We start from the raw sequence: 21,795 nt of genomic DNA on the forward strand, positions 1-21,795 counted from the left end.
CCGGAACGTGGTTTTGACGCGCAGGAGAGCTGTCCCCTGGGTTCCGCCCCCTACAGTGCCAGCCCAGGGCCCTCCTCCCTCCCCCATGGGGGGCAGGGGCCCGCCCCCTCGCCGCATCCGCGGGCCGCCACCGCACGGAATCCGCCAGTCCGCGCACGTTCCGCCACAGGCTGTTGTGTCACCGATCGTGACGGCTTACCGTCCCCCCATGGGGACCACGCCACGCACCGCGCTCCCGTACGCCGCCTCCGTCCTCGCCGTGCTGATCCTGCCCGGATGTTCCAACTCCGCCCCGCACGCCGCCCCGACCTCTTCCGCCGCCGCGCCCAGCCCCTCCTCACCTGCCCAGATCTGCACCGCCCTGGTTTCGTACTGGGCGAAAGAGACCCTCAAGGGCAGCAAGTGGTCGGGGCTGGACTGGGAGCAGAAGGGCCTGTCCAACGATCAGTACGCGATCCACGAGGAAGCCGTCGCCGCCGGCCGCGCCGAGGAGCGAACCCACGGGCGGGAAAAGGGACTTGAGCTGATCGACCGGCTCGTGGCGCAGCGCTGCACCGAGCAGGACGGCGCCACCCGCAGCTCCGAGAACTGGCGCCCTCCCCAGTGAGCCGGATGACCGGAATCGGGCATGCCATGTCCGGCTTCCGGTCACTTGTCGGCGCTTGGTCCCTTCGCAGGTCGAGAGGCCTTTGCGTCACCTCCGGAAGATCCGGCGACCGAAGTGGATCACGCCATTTCGCTACCCTGCGTCACGTCCATACCTTGCAGAATCAGGCCTTTACGTTCCTGAATGCCACCCGTTGGATTCTTTCGGCCACACGCTGCAACATTCGGCCCGTTTTGATCTATGACAGGACCATGAGGCCCTCAAGCCCCTTAGAGGAACGGGGATTTCTCAGCATGTGGTCAATCCCCGAGGTCGCTAAACGCCCGATCTGTCCGCACTCCCGCCGCACATTCTTGGCCTTGGCATAACAAGAGCGTCACATCCTCCTTTCCCGCCTCCCCGCATTCGCCACCTCGGGCCTAGAGTCACGGCCAGTCACCGCGCCGAAAGGTGCGACTCAGCACGGCCGTGGACCTCCCAGTGCGGCCCGGCGAACAATCGGCACCTCATCTGAGGCGGCCGCGCCAGGGAAAGGAAGAATCGTGCGACACCGTTCTTTGCTCGTCCTCACCACCGTCCTCACCACGGGTGCACTGACCCTCACCGCCTGCGGATCCCGCGACGAGGGCAAGCCCGCGGACAAGACCGACGGAGCCAAGACCGTCGTCGTCATCGGCGTCGACGCCCCGCTCACGGGCTCGCTCTCCGCGCTCGGCCAGGGCATCAAGAACTCTGTCGACCTCGCGGCCAAGACGGCCAACAAGAACAACGAGGTCCCGGGCATCGAGTTCAAGGTCGAGGCCCTCGACGACCAGGCGGTCCCCGCCTCCGGTCAGGCCAACGCCACCAAGCTCGTCGGCAAGAAGGAGGTCATCGGTGTCGTCGGCCCGCTGAACTCCGGCGTCGCCCAGCAGATGCAGGGCGTCTTCGCCTCCGCCAACCTGGCGCAGGTCTCGCCCGCCAACACCAACCCCTCGCTCAGCCAGGGCGACAACTGGGGCAAGGGCGAGTTCAAGCGCCCCTTCAAGACCTACTTCCGCACCGCCGCCACCGACGTGGTCCAGGGCAAGTTCGCCGCCCAGTACCTCTTCAAGGACGCCGGCAAGAAGAAGGTCTTCGTCGTCGACGACAAGCAGACCTACGGCGCCGGCCTGGCCGCGATCTTCTCCGACGAGTTCAAGAAGCTCGGCGGCGAGATCGCCGGCACCGACCACGTCACCGTGAAGGAGACCGACTTCTCCTCCACCGCCGACAAGGTCAAGTCCTCCGGCGCCGACTCCGTCTACTTCGGTGGCCAGTACCCCGAGGGCGGCCTGCTCGCCGACCAGATCAAGAAGGCCGGCGCCAGCATCCCGCTCATGGGCGGCGACGGCATCCAGGACCCCGCCTTCATCAGCGCCTCCGGTGAGGCCAACGAGGGCGACCTGTCCACCTCCATCGGCTACCCGGTCGAGAAGCTGGACACCGCCAAGAAGTTCATCGCCGACTACACGGCCGGCGGCTACAAGGACCCGTACGCGGCCTACGGCGGTTACTCCTACGACGCCGGCTGGTCCATCATCCAGGCCGTCAAGGCCGTCGCCGCCGCCAACGGTGGCAAGCTCCCGGCCGACGGTGGCCGCGCCGCCGTCGTCGATGCTCTCGGCAAGGTCTCCTTCGAGGGCGTGACCGGCAAGGTCGCCTTCGACCAGTACGGCGACACCACCAACAAGCAGCTCACGGTCTACAAGGTCGAGGGCGGCAAGTGGGTCGACGTCAAGAGCGACACGTTCAACCAGTAAGCCAGTAGTACCGGGCCCGGTCCGTCCGACCGGGCCCACCCTCCCCAAAGAACCAGCCGCGCGAGGGCGCAACAGCGCCCTCGCGCGGAGTCTTATCCGACACGCTCATCGGAGGCCCTGCGGTGCACGAACTGCCGCAACAGCTGGCCAACGGCCTGTCCCTCGGTGCTCTCTATGGCCTCATCGCCATCGGGTACACCATGGTGTACGGGATCGTCCAGCTCATCAACTTCGCCCACGGCGAGATATTCATGATCGGCGGGTTCGGTGCACTCACCGCGTACACCGCCCTCCCGACCGGCACATCCCTGCTGATCGCGATACCCGTCATGATCGTCGGAGGCGCACTCGCCTCCGTCGCCGTGGCCACCGCAGCCGAACGCTTCGCGTACCGTCCCCTGCGCAGCGCACCCCGGCTCGCCCCGCTCATCACCGCAATCGGCCTCTCGATCGCGCTCCAGCAGCTCGTCTGGCAGTTCTACCCGGACGCCAAGAAGGCAGTCAGCTTCCCCGAATTCAAGGGAGCCGCCTTCAAGATCACCGACAGCCTCGCCATCCAGCGCGCGGACCTCTTCGTCCTGATCCTGGCCCCCGCGTGCATGCTCGCCCTGGGCATCTTCGTCTCCAAGAGCCGCAGCGGCCGCGCCATGCAGGCCACCGCGCAGGACCCCGACACCGCGAAGCTGATGGGCATCAACACCGACCGCATCATCGTCATGGCCTTCGCCATCGGTGCCGCGTTCGCCGCCGTCGCAGCCGTCGCCTACGGCCTCGACAAGGGCCAGATCAACTTCGAGATGGGCTTCATCCTCGGACTGAAGGCCTTCACCGCAGCCGTCCTCGGCGGCATCGGCAACATCTACGGCGCCATGGTCGGCGGCGTGGTCCTCGGCCTCGCCGAAGCCCTCTCGATCGCATACATCGAAGAGATCCCCGGCATGCAGCAGCTCGGCGGTGGAGCCTGGTCCAACGTCTGGGCCTTCGTACTCCTCATCGTCGTCCTCCTCGTGCGGCCGCAAGGCCTGCTCGGTGAGCGCGTCGCGGATCGGGCGTGAGAACCATGACCACCAACACCACCCCGCAGACCGCCCCGGCCAAGCAGGGCCCCGCCCCCACCGCACTGCTCTACGCAGTCGTCGCCGGCAGCCTCATCACCCTCGTCAGCGCCTTCCTGGCCTGGACGTGGACCCCCGAATTCCCCGGTGACCTGACCTACTACGGCAGCCCCGCCAGCCTCCAGTACGTCACCCTCATCGGAGCAGTCCTCACCCTCGCCTTCGCGCTCTCCGCGCTCGGCGTCAAGGGCCTCCAGTGGCTGACCCCGGCCGGCTCCCACAAGGCCGTCCGGTTCCTGGCCCTCGGAAACTTCCTGGCCACGGGATTCACGGTCATCTCCATCGTCGTCGTCCTCGGCAAGATCGCCGACCTCGACCCCGGCGCCTACGTGGCCTTCGTCGGCTCGCTCATCGCGGCCCTCGCCGCGTTCAAGCTCCCCGACGACACCCACAAGGCGGCCCCCGCCAAGCCGCTGCCCTCCTGGGCCGAGATCCTCATCATCACCGGCGTCTTCGCCCTCGGCCTCTACGTCGTCACCTTCGGCATCGACACCGACGACAGCGAACCGCAGCTCTTCGTCGCCTACCTGATCACCCTCGGCTTCGCCGCCTTCGGCCTGCTCAAGTCGGGACTCCTGGACCGGTTCAGCACCATCACGGCGAAGAACCGGCAGGTCACCCTCATCGGGACCGCCGCCGCCGCGATCGCCTTCCCGTTCATCCAGCAGAGCGGCGACACCTACACGCTCATCGCGGTCAACATCCTGATCTTCGCGACCGTCGCCCTCGGCCTCAACGTCGTCGTCGGCCTCGCCGGCCTCCTCGACCTCGGCTACGTCGCCTTCCTCGGCGTCGGCGCCTACGCCGCCGCCCTGGTCTCCGGAAGCACCGCCTCCGCGTTCGGCATCCAACTGCCCTTCTGGGCAGCGGTCATCGTCGGCGCCCTCGCCTCGCTCATCTTCGGCGTGGTCATCGGCGCACCGACCCTCCGCCTGCGCGGCGACTACCTCGCCATCGTGACCCTCGGCTTCGGAGAAATCTTCCGCATCGCCATGGGCAACCTCGACGGCCAGTCCGGCCCCGACATCACCAACGGCCCCAACGGCATCCCCAACATCCCCCACCTCGAACTCTTCGGGTGGAACTTCGGGGAATCCCACGTGGTCGGCGGCATCACCCTCGGCGCCTACGCCAACTACTACTTCCTGATGCTGCTCGTGATGGCCCTGGTCATCGTGATCTTCGCCCGCGCCGGCAACAGCCGCATCGGCCGCGCCTGGGTCGCCATCCGCGAAGACGAGACCGCCGCCGAAGCCATGGGCATCAACGGCTTCAAGGTCAAGCTCATCGCCTTCGCCCTCGGCGCCACCCTCGCCGGCCTCGCCGGCACCGTCCAGGCACACGTCAACAGCACGGTCGTCCCCGAGAACTACGTCTTCGCCGGGCCCGTCCCGCCGAACTCCGCGTTCCTCCTCGCCGCCGTCATCCTCGGCGGCATGGGCACCATCCGCGGCCCCATCCTCGGTGCCGCACTCCTCTTCCTGATCCCGGCGAAGCTGGCCTTCCTCCAGGACTACCAGCTCCTCGCCTTCGGTATCGCCCTCATCCTGCTCATGCGCTTCCGCCCCGAAGGCCTCATCGCCAACAAGCGCGCGAAGCTCGAGTTCCACGACGACGAGACGACTGACCAGGCCCCCACGGACCTGGCCACCGCCAAGGCGGGGGCGTGAACACCATGACGAACACAGACACCACGGACACCACCACGAAGACCACGGTCCTCGAAGCCAGCGGCGTCACCATGCGCTTCGGCGGCCTCACCGCCGTCAAGGGCGTCGACCTCACGGTCAACGCCGGCGAGATCGTCGGCCTCATCGGCCCCAACGGCGCCGGCAAGACCACCTTCTTCAACTGCCTCACCGGGCTGTACGTCCCCACCGAGGGAACCGTCAGCTACAAGGGCACCGTCCTGCCGCCCACGCCCCACAAGGTCACCGCAGCAGGCGTCGCCCGCACCTTCCAGAACATCCGGCTCTTCCACAACATGACCGTGCTGGAGAACGTCCTCGTCGGACGCCACACCCGCACCAAGGAAGGCCTCTGGTCCGCCCTCCTGCGCGGCCCCGGCTTCAAGAAGGCCGAAGCCGCCAGCGAAGCGCGCGCCATGGAACTCCTGGAGTTCATCGGCCTGAAGCACAAGGCCGGACACGTCGCCAAGAACCTCCCCTACGGCGAACAGCGCAAGCTCGAAATCGCCCGCGCGCTGGCCAGCGACCCCGGCCTCATCCTCCTGGACGAGCCCACCGCCGGCATGAACCCGCAGGAAACCCGCGCCGCCGAAGAACTCATCTTCGCGATCCGCGACATGGGCATCGCCGTCCTCGTCATCGAGCACGACATGCGCTTCATCTTCAACCTCTGCGACCGCGTCGCCTGCCTCGTCCAGGGCGAAAAGCTCATCGAGGGCACGGCCTCCGAGGTCCAGGGCGACGAGCGCGTCATCGCCGCCTACCTCGGCGAGCCCTTCGAAGGCGCCCCGGGCGCGGAGGAGGTGGCCGAAGTCGAGGCCGCCGAAGCCGCCGCCCCGGACGCGGACGCGGACGCCGACGCGGACAGCACCACCAGCGCCACCAGCACGGACACGGAAGGAGAGGCCAAGTGACCGCACTGCTCAAGGTCGAAGACCTCAAGGTCGCATACGGCAAGATCGAAGCCGTCAAGGGCATCTCCTTCGAAGTCAACGAAGGCGAAATCGTCTGCCTCGTCGGCACCAACGGCGCCGGCAAGACGACCACCCTGCGCACCCTCTCCGGGCTCCTCAAGCCCACCGCGGGCAACATCACCTTCGACGGCAAGCCCCTGGCCGGCGTACCCGCCCACAAGATCGTCTCCATGAAGCTGGCGCACTCCCCCGAGGGCCGCCACATCTTCCCCCGGCTGACGATCACCGAGAACCTCCAGCTCGGCGCCTTCCTCCGCACGGACAAAGAAGGCATCGAGAAGGACATCCAGCGCGCCTACGACCTCTTCCCCATCCTGGGAGAGCGCCGCAAGCAGGCCGCCGGCACCCTCTCGGGCGGCGAGCAGCAGATGCTCGCCATGGGCCGCGCCCTCATGTGCCAGCCCAAGCTGCTCATGCTGGACGAGCCCTCCATGGGCCTCTCCCCGCTGATGATGCAGAAGATCATGGCCACGATCGCCGAACTCAAGGCGACCGGCACCACGATCCTCCTGGTCGAGCAGAACGCCCAGGCCGCCCTCTCGCTGGCCGACACGGCCCACGTGATGGAGATCGGCAAGATCGTCCTGTCCGGCACCGGCCAGGAACTCCTGCACAACGAGGACGTCCGCAAGGCGTACCTCGGCGAGGACTGAGCCCGACCCCGCCTACGAGTGAGGCCCCCTCCGGATCCTGGATCCGGAGGGGGCCTCGTTCGTTCTCGGCGACGCCCTACTCGCCCTTGCCAGCGGCGGCCTTCTTCTCCTCGGCGTCCTCGATGACGGCCTCGGCGACCTGCTGCATGGACATCCGGCGGTCCATGGAGGTCTTCTGGATCCACCGGAAGGCGGCCGGCTCGGAGAGCCCGTACTGCGTCTGCAGGATGCTCTTGGCGCGGTCCACGAGCTTGCGCGTCTCCAGGCGGAGGGAAAGGTCGGCGACCTCCTTCTCCAGCGCACGGAGCTCGGCGAAGCGCGACACGGCCATCTCGATGGCCGGGACGACGTCGCTCTTGCTGAAGGGCTTCACGAGGTACGCCATGGCACCGGCGTCACGGGCGCGCTCCACCAGATCCCGCTGCGAGAACGCGGTGAGCATCAGCACGGGGGCGATGGACTCCTCCGCGATCTTCTCGGCGGCGGAGATCCCGTCCAGAACGGGCATCTTCACATCAAGGATGACCAGGTCGGGACGGTGCTCCCGGGCCAGCTCGACGGCGGTCTGCCCGTCTCCGGCCTCACCGACGACGGCGTAGCCCTCCTCTTCGAGCATCTCCTTGAGGTCGAGACGGATGAGCGCCTCGTCCTCGGCGATGACGACGCGCGTCGTCAGCGGCGGAACGTGCGACTGGTCGGCGTCGGGCGTGGGCGTCGACTCGTGCTCGGCGGTCACGGGGGCTCCTTGGTGCAAGGCGATTCAGCTCCCCCGAGCCTACCTAGCTCCTGTATGTTTGTGACACGGAGGGTCTTAGGTATCCTTCGTTTCGAAGGGGCCCCGGTAGCCCAGCGGTAGAGGCAATGGATTCAAAACCCATTCAGCGTCGGTTCGAATCCGACTCGGGGTACTTCTCCTTCATTTCCAAGGTCGCCAAGCGATTTTAGGATCTTCACTCGTCGCAGTGAACGCAGCTTCGAATTGCGACCAACTGGACGAATAGCTGCGAAGCTCTCAAGCGTGGAGCACAATCCTTCGATACGCGAAGAAGCCGTCCTGCTGATGCGCCGGGGCGTGACCAATCGAGTGGTCGCCGAACACCTGGGCATACCGCGCGGCACCATCGGCTGGTGGCGGTCCGAGGACCGAAGACACCGCGGCGAGGCGTACGTCCGCCCGACCGACTGCCCGAGATGCACCGGCCGCGAAGTCGACCAGGCCGCGTACGCCTACCTCCTGGGGCTTTACCTCGGCGACGGCCACATCATCTCCAAGTACAAACAGCACCACCTGTCCGTCTATTGCGACGCCTCCTGGCCCGGCCTCATCGACGCCGCCGAAGCAGCGATGCACCTGGTTATGTCCTTGCCCAAGGTGGGCCGGGTCCACCGGCAGGGTTGTGTGGAGGTCAAGTCCTATACCCGCCACTGGACGTGCCTGTTCCCGCAGCACGGGCCCGGCAAGAAGCATGAGCGGCGCATCGTCCTCGAGGACTGGCAGCAGGCCATCGTCGACGCCCACCCGTGGGAGTTCATCCGGGGGCTGATCCACTCCGACGGGTGTCGGGTCACCAACTGGACCGTCCGCAACGGCAAGCGCTACGAGTACCCCCGGTACTTCTTCACCAACAAGTCCGACGACATCCGGAACCTCTGTACGGACACCCTCGCCAAGGTCGGCGTCCAGTGGACGATCCTGGCCCGCGGCAGCGACCCCTTCAACGTATCCATCGCGAGGAAGGCGTCCGTCGCGCTCATGGACGCCCACATCGGGCCGAAGTACTAGCCCGGCAGGTCGCCACTACCGCCCAGGTTCGCGACCATCCGCCGCAGGCCGTCGATGGTCGCCGCGTACGCCGCGTCGTCCACACCCTCCCGCATCCGCGCGTGCACCTTCGCGTTGCGGTCGTGCGCCCGCACCCGGCCGGCCTCGCCCTGCTCCGTGAGGGTCAGCACGCCGTCAGCCTCCGTGAGCCAGCCTCGGGCCGCCAGGTCGTCGTAGAGGGCGTCGAAGTCGGTGTGCTGGTCGTCGTACGGAGTGAGCTTCTCGGTGAGGGCCGCACGCTTCCAGTGGGCCGGGGAGGCGGCCACGTGGTTGAGGGTCCACCAGTGGGGCTGGGTGAGGTTCTCTTCGGCGAGCGCGGCCCGGAGGCCGCCTATGGCGAGGCCGGCGGCCTCGCGGGCCCAGTAGCCGATGGGCTGGGCCGCGAGCTGGTCCTGTGTGTATTCCTTGATCGTCATACCGGCAAGCTACGACCTCAACCCCGCTTGAGGTCAAGGCGTCGCGGCGTGTCGGCCACCGATGTCCCGCACACCCGCGTGGAGTTGAAGCAAGGACTCCCTCAGCCGCGGCCCGCGAGCCCGCGCAGGACCGTCGCCACGTGGGCCTCGGCGTCGGCGGGGTCCAGAGGGGCGTGGGCGATGAGGAGTCGGTACCAGAACGGGCCGAAGACCAGGTCGACCGCGTGGTCGAGGTCCGCGCCCGCGGGGAGCTCCTCGCGGGTGACCGCCCGCGTCAAGAGAGTGGCGACGACCTCGCGGCGGGTGGCGACCCAGGCGCGGAAGGGTTCGGCGAAGGCGGGGTCGAGCTGGGCTTCGGCCATGAGGCCGGTGAGGGCTTTGGCGCGGACGGGGTCGCGGCCGACGCGGTAGAGGTCGGCGACGAAGGCGGTGAGGTCGCCGGTGAGGGTGCCGGTGTCCGGTTCGGGGACACGGGCGGCGGTTTCATGGGCGTAGGCGTCCATGACGAGGGCGGGCTTGGACTTCCACCAGCGGTAGACGGTGCTCTTGGCGACGTTGGCGCGCTTGGCGACGCCTTCGATGGTGAGGGCGCCGTAGCCGTTTTCGACGAGGAGCGCGGCGGTGGCTTCGAGGACGGAGTGGTGGGCGTCTTCGTTGCGGAGGCGGCCGCCGGTGCGGGGCGGGGTGCTCGAAGAGTTGCTCGAAGGAGTGATTGACACGGCTTCACGATAGCCCTAGCGTTTTATCGAAACGCGGCGTAGCGTTTCGATTGAAGGATCGACCTAGGGTTATGAGGGGCGGAGCCATGGGCAGGATCGTGATCGCGCACGGGTACGGGATGAGTGCCGGGGAGCACTGGTATGCGGCGACGGGTGAGGAGTTCGCCGCGGAGGGGCACGAGGTGCGGATCCCGAACTTCCCCGAGCCCTTCGCCCCGGAGGCCGATGTGTGGCTGAAGGAGCTGGAGGCGGCGGCGGAGGGTGCGCCGGCCGGTGAGACCGTGCTGGTGGGTCACAGTCTGGGCGGGGTGAATGTGCTGCGGCTGTTGCAGGCGCACGACACGGAGACCGAGGGGGCGTTCGCGGGGGTGGTGTTCGTGGCGTCGATGTCCGGCGAGGTGGGGTACGACGCGTTGGCGCCGTTCTTCTTGCCGGAGTTCGACTGGCAGCGGATCCGGAAGGCTGCGCGGGAGTTCCGTGTGCTGCACGCGGCGGATGACCCGGTGACCGGGGAGGCGACGGGTGAGCACGTGTTGCGGTTCGTGCGGGAGCTGGGCGCCGAGGCGCGGGTGACCGCGTCGGGCGGGCACTTCCCGAGTACGGGTGAGAGCCGGTTGGTGTTGCCCGACGCGGTGCGTCTTATACGTGAGGTGCTGTAGCCGCTTGCGGGCGGTTTCAGCGGACTGCGTCGCCGATGTGGTGGATGCGGACGAGGTTGGTGGATCCGCTGACGCCGGGGGGTGAGCCGGCGGTGATGACGACGACGTCGCCGGGTACGCAGCGTCCGATGCGCAGGAGCTCTTCTTCGACCTGGGCGACCATGGCGTCGGTGGAGTCGACGTGGGGGCCGAGGAAGGTTTCGACGCCCCAGGTGAGGTTGAGCTGGGAGCGGGTGGCGGGGTCGGGGGTGAAGGCGAGGAGGGGGATGGGTGAGCGGTAGCGGGAGAGCCGGCGGACGGTGTCTCCGCTCTGGGTGAAGGCGACGAGGAATTTCGCGCCGAGGAAGTCGCCCATTTCGGCGGCGGCGCGGGCGACTGCTCCGCCTTGGGTGCGGGGCTTGTTGCGCTCGGTGAGCGGGGGGAGGCCCTTGGCGAGGATGTCTTCTTCGGCGGCTTCGACGATGCGTGCCATGGTGCGGACGGTTTCGATGGCGTATTTGCCGACGCTGGTTTCGCCGGAGAGCATGACGGCGTCGGTGCCGTCGATGACGGCGTTGGCGACGTCGGAGGCTTCGGCGCGGGTGGGCCGGGAGTTGTCGATCATCGAGTCGAGCATTTGGGTGGCGACGATGACGGGTTTGGCGTTGCGCTTGGCGAGTTTGACGGCGCGCTTCTGGACGATGGGGACCTGTTCCAGGGGCATTTCGACGCCGAGGTCTCCGCGGGCGACCATGATGCCGTCGAAGGCGGCGACGATGTCGTCGATGTTTTCGACTGCCTGGGGCTTTTCGACCTTGGCGATGACGGGGAGGCGTCGGCCTTCTTCGTCCATGATGCGGTGGACGTCTTCGATGTCGCTTCCGCTGCGGACGAAGGAGAGGGCGATGATGTCGGCGCCGATGCGCAGGGCCCAGCGGAGGTCTTCGATGTCTTTTTCGGAGAGGGCGGGTACGGAGACTGCGACGCCGGGGAGGTTGAGTCCCTTGTTGTCGGAGACCATGCCGCCTTCGATGACGCGGGTGTGTACGCGGGGGCCGTCGACGGCGGTGACTTCGAGGGTGACGCGGCCGTCGTCGACGAGGATGCGTTCGCCGGTGGTGACGTCGGCGGCGAGGCCCTTGTAGGTGGTGCCGCAGGTGTGGCGGTCGCCTTCGTGGTCTTCGACGGTGATGGTGAATTCGTCGCCGCGTTCAAGGAGTACGGGGCCTTCGCGGAAGCGGCCCAGGCGGATCTTCGGGCCTTGAAGGTCCGCGAGGATGCCGACGCTGCGGCCGGTTTCGTCGGCAGCCTTGCGGACGCGCTGGTAGCGGTCCTCGTGTTCGGCGTAGGTGCCGTGGCTGAGGTTGAAGCGGGCGATGTCCATTCCGGCTTCGACCAGGGCTTTGATCTGGTCGTATGAGTCGGTGGCGGGGCCCAGGGTACATACGATTTTCGCTCGGCGCATGGAGCGAGCGTATGCCCCTACCAGGGAGTAGGAAATTGGTTCCGGGTGTCCACTCAACAACCTTTGAGCAAAAGCTTGTTGACAATTGTTGAATGTGCATGGGGGTGCTCTGATGAGCACCCCCGGGGCGCCGATTGTTCGGTTTTTCAGAGGCGGGGAGGGGTCATCGTGAAGCGTGCGTTCACTTGTGCGTAGACGGTCTGGCGCTGGGGTTCGAGGTCGAGCGCGGGGGCGCCTGCGTCTTCGGCGGCGCTGAAGGCCATGGTGCGCATTCCGGCGCCGGCTGCCGGGAAGGGGGTGGGGGCGTTCTCGGCTCCGAGGTCGGCGAGTTCGACGAGGGCGGCGAGTTCGGCTCCGAGGGCGGCGGCGTATTCGCGGGCGCGCTGGACGGCTTCGAGTACGGCTTGGCGGCGGGCTTCGCCGTGGGCGGGTGAGGTGGGGCGCAGGGCCCACCAGGGTCCGTCGACCTGGGTGAGTTCGAGGTCGGCGAGGCGGGTGGTGAGTTCGCCGAGGGTGGTGAAGTCGTTGAGTTCGGCGGTGAGGTGGACGCGTCCGTGGTAGGCGCGGATGCGTTCGCCGCGGCCGTGGCGGGTGAGTTCGGGGGTGATGGAGAAGGCGCCGGTTTCGAGTTTTTCGACGGGGTCGCCGTAGCTTTTGACGAGGTCGAGGACGGCGTTGTTGCGGCGGGTGAGGTCTTCGAGGGCGGTGCGCCGGTCGGTGCCGCGGGCGCTGACGGTGATGCCGATGCGGGCGATCTCGGGGTCGACTTCGAGGGTGGCTTCGCCGCGGACTGCGACGCGGGGGACTTCGGGGGTTCCGTAGGGCTGGTGCGATGCGTCCTGGGTCATGGATTCACTGTCGCACTGCTGCTCGTACGGGGGTGGTCATCGGATCGAAACCTGGTGGGGGTGTTGCGGCTTGTTACTGCTGGGTCAGAATCTACGCGCGTTGCCTATCTGTACACACGCACCTCACAAGGGGAGATGGCATGGCGTTCGACCGTAGGACATTTCTGGGCACTTCGGCTGCTACGGGTGCGGCTGTGGCGTTTGCGGGGGCCACGAGCTCCCCGGCCGCCGCGGCTGACTCGGTGGCCGGCGGTGCTTCGGCCGCGGGGGCGAAGACGTACGCGTTCACGGTGATGGGGACGACGGACCTGCACGGGAACGTCTTCAACTGGGATTACTTCACGGACAGGGAGTTCGACGACAAGGCGCACAACGACGTCGGTCTGGCGAAGATCTCCACGCTGGTGAACCAGGTGCGGGCGGAGAAGGGGCGGCGCAACACGCTGCTGATCGATGCCGGGGACACGATTCAGGGGACGCAGCTTTCGTACTACTACGCGAAGGTTGATCCGATCACGGCGCGGCGTGGTCCGGTTCATCCGATGGCGCAGGCGATGAACGCGATCGGATATGACGCGGCGGCGCTGGGGAACCACGAGTTCAATTACGGCATTCCGGTGCTGCGGAAGTTCGAGGAGCAGTGCGAGTTCCCGTTGCTGGGGGCGAACGCGCTGGATGCGAAGACGCTGCGGCCGGCGTTCCCGCCGTACAGCATGCACCGGCTGCGGACTCCGCACGGGCGGGACGTGAAGGTGGCGGTGCTGGGTCTGACGAATCCGGGGATCGCTATCTGGGACAAGGCGAACGTGCAGGGGAAGATGACGTTCCCGGGTCTTGAGGAGCAGGCCGCGAAGTACGTGCCGCGGCTGCGGTCGCTGGGCGCGGATGTGGTGATCGTGTCGGCGCATTCGGGTTCGAGTGGTACGTCGAGTTACGGGGATCAGCTGCCGCACATCGAGAACGCGGCGGGCCTGGTGGCGGAGCAGGTGCCGGGGATCGACGCGATCCTGGTGGGGCACGCGCATACGGAGATCCCGGAGTACCGGGTGAAGAACAAGGCGACGGGCAAGGACGTGGTGTTGTCCGAGCCGCTGAAGTGGGGGCAGCGGCTGACGCTGTTCGACTTCGAGCTGACGTGGGCGAAGGGCTGCTGGTCGGTGTCGAAGGTGTCGGCCCGGGTGCTGAATTCGAATACGGCGGTGGAGGACCCGGAGATCGTGGGCCTGCTGTCGGACGAGCACCGCAAGGTCGTGGCGTATGTGAACCAGGTGATCGGTACGTCGACGCAGGCGATGTCCTCGGTGGACGGTCCGGTCAAGGACGTGGCGATCATCGATCTGATCAATCACGTGCAGGCGGAGACGGTGAAGGGGGCGCTGGCGGGTACGGAGTGGGCTGCTCTGCCGGTGCTGTCGCAGGCTTCGTGCTTCTCGCGGACGGCGGCGATTCCGGCCGGGCAGGTGACGATCCGGGATGCGGCGGGTCTGTATCCGTTCGAGAACACGCTGGAGGCGCGGCTGCTGACGGGTGCGCAGGTCAGGGAGTACCTGGAGTATTCGGCGAAGTACTTCGTGCGGACTGCTCCGGGGGATGTGGTGGATCCGGCGAAGCTGACGAATGCGGAGGGCACGCCGGACTACAACTACGACGCCGTGTACGGGTTGACGTACGACGTCGACATCTCCGAGCCGGTGGGTTCGCGGATCTCGGGTCTGTCCTTCCAGGGGAAGCCGGTGGATCCGGCGGCGCAGTTCGTGCTGGCGGTGAACAACTACCGGGCTTCGGGGGGCGGGAACTTCCCGCACGTGCCGCAGTCCAGGCAGTTGTGGGCGAACTCGGATGAGATACGCAACACGATCATCCAGTGGGTGAAGGCGAAGGGGACGGTGGACCCGGCGCAGTTCGCGTCCGTGGACTGGCGGCTGACCCGAGCCGGGGCACCGGTCTTCTAGGCGGTGGTCTTCCGAGCGGTGGTCTTCTAAACGTTTCTCCTTACGGGTGCTCGACCAGTGGGAGCAGTTCGCCGGCGGGTTGGGGCCTGGTGTGCTCCCGCTGTTCGAGGCCGAAGGTGGTGAAGGCCGTTCGGGTGGGCTGGGGGTAGGGCTCTTTGCCCGTCAGGGTGTTCAGGATGGCGGCGCTGCGCCAGGCGGCGAGGCCGAGGTCGGGGGCTCCGACGCCGTGGGTGTGGCGTTCGCCGTTCTGGACGAAGACGCTGCCGGTGACGGCCGGGTCGGTGATCATCCGGTAGCGGTCGTCGATGCGGGGGCGGCCGGAGGAGTCCTTGCGCAGGTAGGGGTCGAGTCCGGCGAGGAGGCGGGCGAGGGGGCGTTCGCGGTAGCCGGTGGCGAGGACGACGGCGTCGGTGGTGAGGCGGGAGCGGGTGCCCTGGTCCACGTGTTCGAGGTGGAGTTCGACCTTGGTGGTGGCGACGCGGCCGGCGGTGCGGACGCTGACTCCGGGGGTGAGGACGGCGTCGGGCCAGCCTCCGTCGAGGGTGCGGCGGTAGAGCTCCTCGTGGATGGCGGCGATGGTGGCGGCGTCGATGCCCTTGTGGAGTTGCCATTGGGCGGGGACGAGGCGGTCGCGGACCGGTTCGGGGAGTGAGTGGAAGTAGCGGGTGTAGTCGGGGGTGAAGTGTTCCAGGCCGAGCTTGGAGTACTCCATGGGGGCGAAGGAGGGGGTGCGGGCGAGCCAGGTGAGGCGTTCGCGGCCGGCGGGGCGGGAGCGGAGCAGGTCGAGGAAGACCTCGGCTCCGGACTGGCCCGATCCGATGACGGTGACGTGGTCGGCGCCGAGGATGCGCTGCCGGTTGTCGAGGTACTCGGAGGAGTGGATCACCGGGACGGTGGGGGCCTCGGCGAGGGGGCGCAGCGGTTCGGGGACGTAGGGGGCGGTCCCGATGCCGAGGGCGAGGTTGCGGGTGTAGGTGCGGCCGAGGGCTTCGACTTCTCCGCCGGCGTCGACTTGGGTGAAGTCGACTTCGAAGAGGTCGCGTTCGGGGTTCCAGCGGACGGCGTCGACCTGGTGGCCGAAGTGGAGTCCGGGCAGGCGGCCGGCGACCCAGCGGCAGTAGGCGTCGTATTCGGCGCGCTGGATGTGGAAGCTCTCGGCGAAGTAGAAGGGGAAGAGGCGTTCCTTGTGCTTGAGGTAGCTGAGGAATGACCAGGGGCTGGTGGGGTCGGCGAGGGTGACGAGGTCGGCGAGGAAGGGGACTTGGAGGGTGGCTCCGTCGATGAGGAGTCCGGGGTGCCAGCGGAAGTCGCGGCGCTGGTCGTAGAAGGCGGTGGCGAGTTCTGCGGCGCCTTGTTGGGGCAGGCCGTGGGCGAGGGCCGCGAGGGAGAGGTTGAAGGGGCCGATGCCGATTCCGACGAGGTCGTGGGGTGCATCAGGCTGGGCGGTCATCGGTGGGTGCTGCCTTCCAGGAGGTTCACGAGGGCGTCCAGGTCCCCCGCCGTGGTGTGGGGGTTGAGCAGGGTGGCCTTGAGCCACAGGCGGCCGTCGGCGGTGGCCCGGCCCAGTACGGCGGTGCCGCCCTGGAGGAGGGTGCGGCGCAGGGTGGCCAGTGCGGTGTCGTCGGCGTGGGTGGGCCGGAACAGGACGGTGCTGATGGTGGGCGCCGCGTGGAGTTCGAAGGCGGGGTGTGCTTCGAGGAGTCGGGCGAGCTGGTCCGCGCGGGCGCAGGTGCGGTCGATGAGGTGGGTGAGTCCGTCTCGGCCGAGGGAGCGCAGGGTGGCGGCGATCTTGAGGGCGTCTGCGCGGCGGGTGGTGCGCAGGGAGCGGCCGAGGAGGTCGGGCAGGCCGGCTTGGGTGTCGTCGGTGGCGTTGAGGTAGTCGGCCTGGTGGGCGAGGGGGGCGAGCAGGGTGGTGTCGGGGACGGTGAGGAGTCCGGCGGCGATGGGTTGCCAGCCGAGTTTGTGCAGGTCGATGGTGATCGACCTGGCGCGGTGCAGGCCGGCGAGTTTGGGGCGGTGGCGGGGGCTGAGCTGGAGGAGGCCGCCGTAGGAGGCGTCGATGTGGAGGTCGGCGCCGTGCTGGTCACAGAGGTCGGCGAGGGCGTCGAGGGGGTCGATGAGTCCGGCGTCGGTGGTGCCGGCGGTGGCGGTGACGAGGACGGGCCCGCTGCTGGTGGCGAGGGCCTCGGCGAGGGTGGCGGGGGTGAGGGTTCCGGTGGGGGTGGGGAGGCTGCGGGCGGGGGGCAGGCCGAGGAGCCAGGCGGCGCGCGGGATGGAGTGGTGGGCGTTGGCGCCGTGCAGGACGGTGAGGTGGGGGCCGTGGCGCTCGCGGGCGAGGAGGAGTGCGAGCTGGTTGGCTTCGGTGCCGCCGGTGGTGAGGACGGCATCGGGGTGGGGGGTGTCGTGGAACTCCGCGGCGAGCGTGCGGGTGAGGAGGGCTTCGAGGGTTGAGGCGGCGGGGGCCTGGTCCCAGGAGTCCAGGGAGGCGTTGAGGGCGCTGGCGGCGAGGTCGGCGGCGGCTGCGACGGCGAGGGGTGGGCAGTGCAGGTGGGCTGCGCACAGGGGGTCGGCGGGGTCGGCCGCGCCGGCGGTGAGGGTGTGGACGAGGGTCCGTAGCGCTTCGTGGTCGCCGTGCCCGTGGTCGGGGAGTACTTCGCCCAGTGCGGCGGTGACGCGGGCGGTGACGGCCTCGGGTCCGCCGGCGGGGAGGGGGCCGCCGCGGGCGCGGGCTCCGGTGCGCAGGGCGTCGAGGACGGTGGCGAGGAGTGGTTGCAGGGCGTCGGGGCCGTGGGGTCCGCCGGCGAGCGGGGCGTTGCCGCGTCTGCCTGTGCCGGGGGGCGCTGTCATGCGGTTGTCCTCACGGGAACGGTTCGGCGGCGGGTGGTGCCGCTCGCTGGGTCGGGGACCCGGGGGGTACAACGATCCGACCCGAATGGGGTAACCGCCCGGGTTTATGAGTGGTTGATTTCAAGCCGTGGGGGGCTGGTAACCCTGGTGCCGGTGATGCGGCTTGGGGTGGATGGGGCTGTCCACATCGGTGTCGGCCCCCGTCGGGGGTGTGTGTCCGTCGGCGTGCGGGCCGTTGGCCGAAGGCACGGGCGGGGCTTCTGCGCTGCGCGGGCGGCACCGTGGCGGTCTGAGTACGGGGACCGGCGGGGCGGGTGCCGGCAGGGCAGCGGGATGGCAGCGCGGGTGCCCGCGGGGCAGCGGGGCAGCGGGGGGGCGCGTACAGGGGGCTGGCGGCCCGGAGGGGTGTGTCTGGGGCGAGCCGTCCCGGCGAGGGCCCCGCACCCGGTGGGGCCGGGTACGGGGCAGGCACGGTGCATGGTGAAGTCCGGGGGCGCGGCCAGGATCGCCTTCGGGATCCCGACCAGGACTCCACCGAGCGCCTGACAGGGGCCCGGCCAGGGGCACCCTCGGGGCCTTGGCCGCGTGCAGCCCGGGGCTCAGCCCTGAGGCCAGCCCAGGGCTCAGCCCAGGAAGCGGCTCGGAGGCCGACCCGGAGGACAGCCCGGGGGGGGGCGGGCCAGGTCTCGGCACAGGACTCAGGACGGGGGCGGCCCGAAACTCGCCCCTGGGGCTCAGCCCAAGAAGCGGCTCGCAGGCCAGCCCGGGGGTCGGCACGGAGCTCGGGACGGGGAGCGGCCCAGAACTCGCTCCCAGGGCTCAGCCCAGGAAGCGGCTCGGAGGCCAGTCCGAGGGGCCGGCCTCGGCACGGAGCTCGGCCCCGGGCTCGGCCCTGAGGTCGGCCCATGACTCGGCACAGGACTCGGGACGACGGGGAGCACTCGCCCCTGGGGCTCAGCCCAAGAAGCGGCTCGCAGGCCAGCCCGGGGGGCGGCACGGAGCTCGGCCCGGAGGTCGACACGGAGGTCGGCCCTGAGGTCGGCACGGGACTCGGGACGGGGAGCGGCCCCGAACTCGCCCCCAGGGCTCAGCCCAGGAAGCGGCTCGGAGGCCAGCCCGGAGCTCGGCCCGGGGGGCCGCACCGGGCCCGGCCCAGCACCCGCCCCCGGGGCGCGGCCCGGAGTCGGCCCAGGTGTCGCCCTGGGGCACGGCCCGCGGCTCGGCTTGGGACGCGGCCAGGAGGTCGGCCCGGGGCTCGGCCCGGGGATCGGCCAGGGGGTTGGCATGGGGGTTGGCATGGAGCTCGGCCCGGGGGGCCGCACCGGGCCCGGCCCAGCACCCGCCCCCGGGCCGCGGCCCGGAGTCGGCCCAGGTGTCGCCCTGGGGCGCGGCCCGCGGCTCGGCTTGGGACGCGGCCAGGAGGTCGGCCCAGGACTTTCATTCGGGACTCGGCCCGGGGCTCGGCCCGGGGCTCGGCCTGGGGGTTGGCCCGGGACTCGGCCCGGGGCTCGGCCCGGGGCTCGGCCCGGGACTTGGCCCGGGGGTTGGCCCGGGGCTCGGCCCGGGACTTGGCCCGGGGGTTGGCCCGGGGCTCGGCCCGGGACTTGGCCCGGGGGTTGGCCCGGGGCTCGGCCCGGGGGTTGGCCCGGGGGTTGGCCTGGGGGTTGGCGTGGGGCTCGGCCCAGGGGGTTAGGGGTGGGTGCGTAGGGCTCGGGTGAGGTCGTCGAGGTGGTCTGTGAGTTTGCGGTGGAGGAGGGGGGTGATGTCGGGGGCCGTGAGGGCGGTGTGGCCGGCCTGGAGGTTGGCTTCGGTGATCTCGTGGCCGGGGAGGGCCCAGCGGCCTGCCGCGTCGGCGATGGCGGGGCCGCGGCGGGCTGCGAGGGTGACGGTCTCGGAGTAGGCGCGGGGGACGTAGTCGCGGAGCAGGTCGGCCTGTTCGGGCTGCCAGAAGCCTTGGGCGGTGGCGGTGAAGAGGTAGTTGGAGAGGGAGTCGTCGTGGAAGAGGCGCTCCCAGGCTGCGGCCTTGGCCTCTGCCGTCGGGAGGGCGGCCCGGCAGCGGGCGGCGCCTTCGCGGCCGGTGCCGCTGGGGTCGGCGGCGAGGGCTTCGTCGATGTCGGCTTCGCCGGCGGCGCCGAGGACGGACAGGCGGGCGAGGATGCGCCAGCGCAGTTCGGGGTCGAGTTCGGGGCCGCCGGGGACGGTGCCTTCGGCGAGCCAGCCGGCGATGGTGTCGGGCTGGGTGGCGCTGTCGACGAGGGTGCGGACGGCGACGAGCCGCAGGCCGGGGTCGGAGCCGTCCTCGGTGCGCCGCAGCAGGTCGCGGGCGATGGTGGTGAGGGTGGTGAGGGCGTCGCCGCGGCGGTCGGGGGTGACGTAGCGGTCGGCGATCTGGGCGCGGGTGAAGCCGAGGACGCCCTGGACGATCGCGAGGTCGGTTTCGTCGGGGATGTGGGCTTCGGCGGTGGCCAGGTAGTCGGCGGCGCCCAGTTCGCCGTCGCGGACCATGTCCCGCAGGGAGTTCCAGACGACGGCGCGGGTGAGCGGGTCGGGGATGCGGGAGATGCCGCGCAGGGCGGTTTCCAGTGAGGTCTCGTCGAGGCGGACCTTGGCGTAGGTGAGGTCGCCGTCGTTGAGGACGAGGAGGTCGGGGCGCGGGCCGCTCACGGAGAGGACCTCGTCGGAGGGGACGTCGAGGGCGAGGACCTCGCGCGGTTCGATGATGCCGTCGGGGGCGCGGTCGTAGAGGCCGGCGGCGATGTGGTGGGGGCGGTTGCCGGTGCGGTCGACGGTGAGGGTCCAGCCTCCGTGGCTCTCTTCGAGCCGGGGGGTCAGGGTGTCGACGCCGGTGGTGCGCAGCCAGGTCGCGGCCCAGGTGTGGACGTCGCGGTCGGTGTGGGCGGCGAGGGAGTCCACGAAGTCGGCGAGGGAGGCGTTGGCGAACTTGTGGCGGGCGAAGTGGGTGTTGATGCCGGCCAGGAAGTCCTTCTCGCCGAGCCAGGCGACGAGTTGGCGCAGGGCGGAGGCGCCCTTGGCGTAGGAGATGCCGTCGAAGTTGAGGAGGGCGGAGGCGGTGTCGGGGACGGAGGCGGCGTCCGGGGCAACGGGGTGGGTGGAGGGGCGCTGGTCGGCGTCGTAGCCCCAGGGTTTGCGTTCCATGCCGAATCCGGTCCAGGTCTCGGTGAAGCGGGTGGCTTCGATGAGGGTCTGGTAGCCCATGAACTCGGCGAAGGACTCGTTCAGCCAGATGTCGTCCCACCAGCTGAGGGTGACGAGGTCGCCGAACCACATGTGGGCCATCTCGTGCGCGATGGTCACGGCGCGGCGCTGGCGTTCGGCGTCGGTGACGGCGGAGCGGAAGACGTAGTCGTCGCGGAAGGTGACGAGTCCCGGGTTCTCCATGGCGCCGGCGTTGAACTCGGGTACGAAGGCCTGGTCGTAGGAGTCGAAGGGGTAGGGCTCGGTGAACTTCTCGTGGAAGCGGTCGTAGCAGGCGGTGGTGAGGTCGAGGATTTCCTGCGCGTCGGCGTCGAGGTGCGGGGCGAGGGAGCGGCGGCAGTGGATGCCGAAGGGGAGCCCGGCGTGTTCGGTGCGGACGCTGTGCCAGGGGCCGGCGGCGACGGCGGCGAGGTAGGTGGAGATGACGGGTGTGGGTGCGGACGCCCAGATGCCGGCTTCGGAGGCGGAGCCGTCGCCCGGGCCGTCGCCACTGTTGCCGCCGCCGTCGCCGAGGCGTTCGCCGATGCGGGTGGTGATGCCGTTGGCGAGGACGGTCCAGTGCGTGGGGGCGGTGACGGTGAACTCGAACACGGCCTTGAGGTCGGGCTGGTCGAAGGCCGGGAAGACGCGCTGGACGTCGTCGAGGAACATCTGGGTGTAGACGTACGTCTCCCCGTCCGCGGGGTCGGTGAAGCGGTGCAGGCCTTCGCCGGTGCGGGAGTAGCGCATGCGGGCGGCGATGCGGAGCTCGTGGGGGCCCTCGGTGAGGCCGGTGAGGGGGAGGCGGCCGTCGGTGAGGGTGGCCGGGTCCAGGGGGTGTCCGTCGAGGGCGGCGGAGCGCAGTTCGTCCGGTTTCAGCTCGACGAAGGTGTCGCCGGCGGTGCGGGCGGCGAACCGGATGACGGTGCTGGACTCGAAGGTCTCGTCGCCGGTGGTGAGGTCGAGGGCGACCTCGTAGTGGCGGACGTCGAGGAGCTGGGCTCGGAGCTGCGCTTCGTTGCGCGTCAGTGCGGGCATGGGGCCATGCTGCCGGATGGCGGCGCCTGGCCCGGCT

The 21,795-nt window shown here is 69.4% G+C and carries 17 protein-coding genes and 1 tRNA gene; 10 read left to right on the forward strand and 8 right to left on the reverse strand.

Annotation, left to right across the window (positions count from 1 at the left end; genetic code table 11):
- The first annotated feature begins 208 nt into the window (after positions 1-208).
- From ACFWBW_RS30915 to ACFWBW_RS30940, 6 genes are all read left to right on the forward strand, one after another.
- Entirely contained in the window at positions 209-607 is a 399-nt protein-coding gene (locus tag ACFWBW_RS30915; RefSeq protein WP_385379374.1) for a hypothetical protein, read from the forward strand.
- Positions 608-1,149: 542 nt separating this feature from the next.
- Entirely contained in the window at positions 1,150-2,388 is a 1,239-nt protein-coding gene (locus ACFWBW_RS30920; protein ID WP_385379377.1) for a branched-chain amino acid ABC transporter substrate-binding protein, read from the forward strand.
- A 122-nt stretch (positions 2,389-2,510) separates the two neighbouring features.
- A complete protein-coding gene (locus tag ACFWBW_RS30925; RefSeq protein ID WP_385379380.1) occupies positions 2,511-3,443 on the forward strand; it encodes a branched-chain amino acid ABC transporter permease in 933 nt (310 codons plus the stop codon).
- A gap of 5 nt (positions 3,444-3,448) precedes the next feature.
- Positions 3,449-5,173 (forward strand): branched-chain amino acid ABC transporter permease, encoded by a 1,725-nt coding sequence (locus tag ACFWBW_RS30930; RefSeq protein WP_385379468.1) that lies wholly within the window; start codon positions 3,449-3,451, stop codon positions 5,171-5,173.
- A 5-nt stretch (positions 5,174-5,178) separates the two neighbouring features.
- Positions 5,179-6,105, forward strand: a complete 927-nt coding sequence (locus ACFWBW_RS30935) for an ABC transporter ATP-binding protein (RefSeq protein WP_385379471.1) — start codon at positions 5,179-5,181, stop codon at positions 6,103-6,105.
- Positions 6,102-6,818: an ABC transporter ATP-binding protein gene (locus ACFWBW_RS30940; RefSeq protein ID WP_385379383.1), complete on the forward strand. Its 717-nt coding sequence runs from the start codon at positions 6,102-6,104 to the stop codon at positions 6,816-6,818. Before ACFWBW_RS30935 ends, ACFWBW_RS30940 begins: the two co-directional genes overlap by 4 nt.
- Positions 6,819-6,894: 76 nt before the next feature.
- On the opposite strand, the gene ACFWBW_RS30945 is transcribed toward ACFWBW_RS30940, so the two are convergent.
- Positions 6,895-7,554: an ANTAR domain-containing response regulator gene (locus ACFWBW_RS30945; RefSeq protein ID WP_250744985.1), complete on the reverse strand. Its 660-nt coding sequence runs from the start codon at positions 7,552-7,554 to the stop codon at positions 6,895-6,897.
- Positions 7,555-7,653: 99 nt separating this feature from the next.
- Here ACFWBW_RS30945 and ACFWBW_RS30950 point away from each other — a divergent pair.
- Positions 7,654-7,726 (forward strand) — tRNA-Leu (locus ACFWBW_RS30950).
- 152 nt (positions 7,727-7,878) lie between these two features.
- The gene (locus ACFWBW_RS30955) at positions 7,879-8,601 is read left to right on the forward strand and encodes a helix-turn-helix domain-containing protein (protein ID WP_385379474.1); all 723 of its coding nucleotides are present in this window, start codon (positions 7,879-7,881) and stop codon (positions 8,599-8,601) included.
- Here the strand turns inward: ACFWBW_RS30955 and ACFWBW_RS30960 are convergent.
- Together ACFWBW_RS30960 and ACFWBW_RS30965 are read right to left on the reverse strand one after the other, a co-directional pair.
- Positions 8,598-9,056: a MarR family transcriptional regulator gene (locus ACFWBW_RS30960; RefSeq protein WP_385379386.1), complete on the reverse strand. Its 459-nt coding sequence runs from the start codon at positions 9,054-9,056 to the stop codon at positions 8,598-8,600. The genes ACFWBW_RS30955 and ACFWBW_RS30960 overlap by 4 nt on opposite strands.
- Before the next feature lie 101 nt (positions 9,057-9,157).
- Positions 9,158-9,775: a TetR/AcrR family transcriptional regulator gene (locus ACFWBW_RS30965; RefSeq protein ID WP_385379389.1), complete on the reverse strand. Its 618-nt coding sequence runs from the start codon at positions 9,773-9,775 to the stop codon at positions 9,158-9,160.
- An 86-nt stretch (positions 9,776-9,861) separates the two neighbouring features.
- Between ACFWBW_RS30965 and ACFWBW_RS30970 the strand changes: the two genes are divergently transcribed.
- Positions 9,862-10,434 carry an alpha/beta fold hydrolase gene (locus ACFWBW_RS30970; protein ID WP_385379392.1) on the forward strand — a complete coding sequence of 191 codons (573 nt, stop codon included), beginning with the start codon at positions 9,862-9,864 and terminating at the stop codon, positions 10,432-10,434.
- Between the two features lie 16 nt (positions 10,435-10,450).
- Here ACFWBW_RS30970 and pyk read toward each other — a convergent pair whose 3' ends face one another.
- Both pyk and ACFWBW_RS30980 read right to left on the reverse strand, forming a co-directional pair.
- On the reverse strand, positions 10,451-11,878 hold the full coding sequence (pyk, locus tag ACFWBW_RS30975) for a pyruvate kinase (RefSeq protein ID WP_385379395.1): 1,428 nt from the start codon (positions 11,876-11,878) through the stop codon (positions 10,451-10,453).
- Positions 11,879-12,024: 146 nt separating this feature from the next.
- Positions 12,025-12,726: an SIMPL domain-containing protein gene (locus ACFWBW_RS30980; RefSeq protein WP_385379398.1), complete on the reverse strand. Its 702-nt coding sequence runs from the start codon at positions 12,724-12,726 to the stop codon at positions 12,025-12,027.
- A gap of 140 nt (positions 12,727-12,866) precedes the next feature.
- Between ACFWBW_RS30980 and ACFWBW_RS30985 the strand changes: the two genes are divergently transcribed.
- A complete protein-coding gene (locus ACFWBW_RS30985) occupies positions 12,867-14,678 on the forward strand; it encodes a bifunctional metallophosphatase/5'-nucleotidase (protein WP_385379401.1) in 1,812 nt (603 codons plus the stop codon).
- Between the two features lie 40 nt (positions 14,679-14,718).
- On the opposite strand, the gene ACFWBW_RS30990 is transcribed toward ACFWBW_RS30985, so the two are convergent.
- From ACFWBW_RS30990 to pepN, 3 genes are all read right to left on the reverse strand, one after another.
- On the reverse strand, positions 14,719-16,128 hold the full coding sequence (locus ACFWBW_RS30990; protein ID WP_385379404.1) for a lysine N(6)-hydroxylase/L-ornithine N(5)-oxygenase family protein: 1,410 nt from the start codon (positions 16,126-16,128) through the stop codon (positions 14,719-14,721).
- Entirely contained in the window at positions 16,125-17,525 is a 1,401-nt protein-coding gene (locus ACFWBW_RS30995) for a pyridoxal phosphate-dependent decarboxylase family protein (protein WP_385379407.1), read from the reverse strand. The genes ACFWBW_RS30990 and ACFWBW_RS30995 overlap by 4 nt, the downstream gene beginning before the upstream one ends.
- A gap of 1,689 nt (positions 17,526-19,214) precedes the next feature.
- Positions 19,215-21,758 (reverse strand): aminopeptidase N, encoded by a 2,544-nt coding sequence (gene pepN, locus ACFWBW_RS31000; RefSeq protein WP_385379410.1) that lies wholly within the window; start codon positions 21,756-21,758, stop codon positions 19,215-19,217.
- Between the last annotated feature and the right edge of the window lie 37 nt (positions 21,759-21,795).

This window comes from Streptomyces sp. NPDC059957, from assembly GCF_042730015.1.
GTDB lineage: Bacteria > Actinomycetota > Actinomycetes > Streptomycetales > Streptomycetaceae > Streptomyces.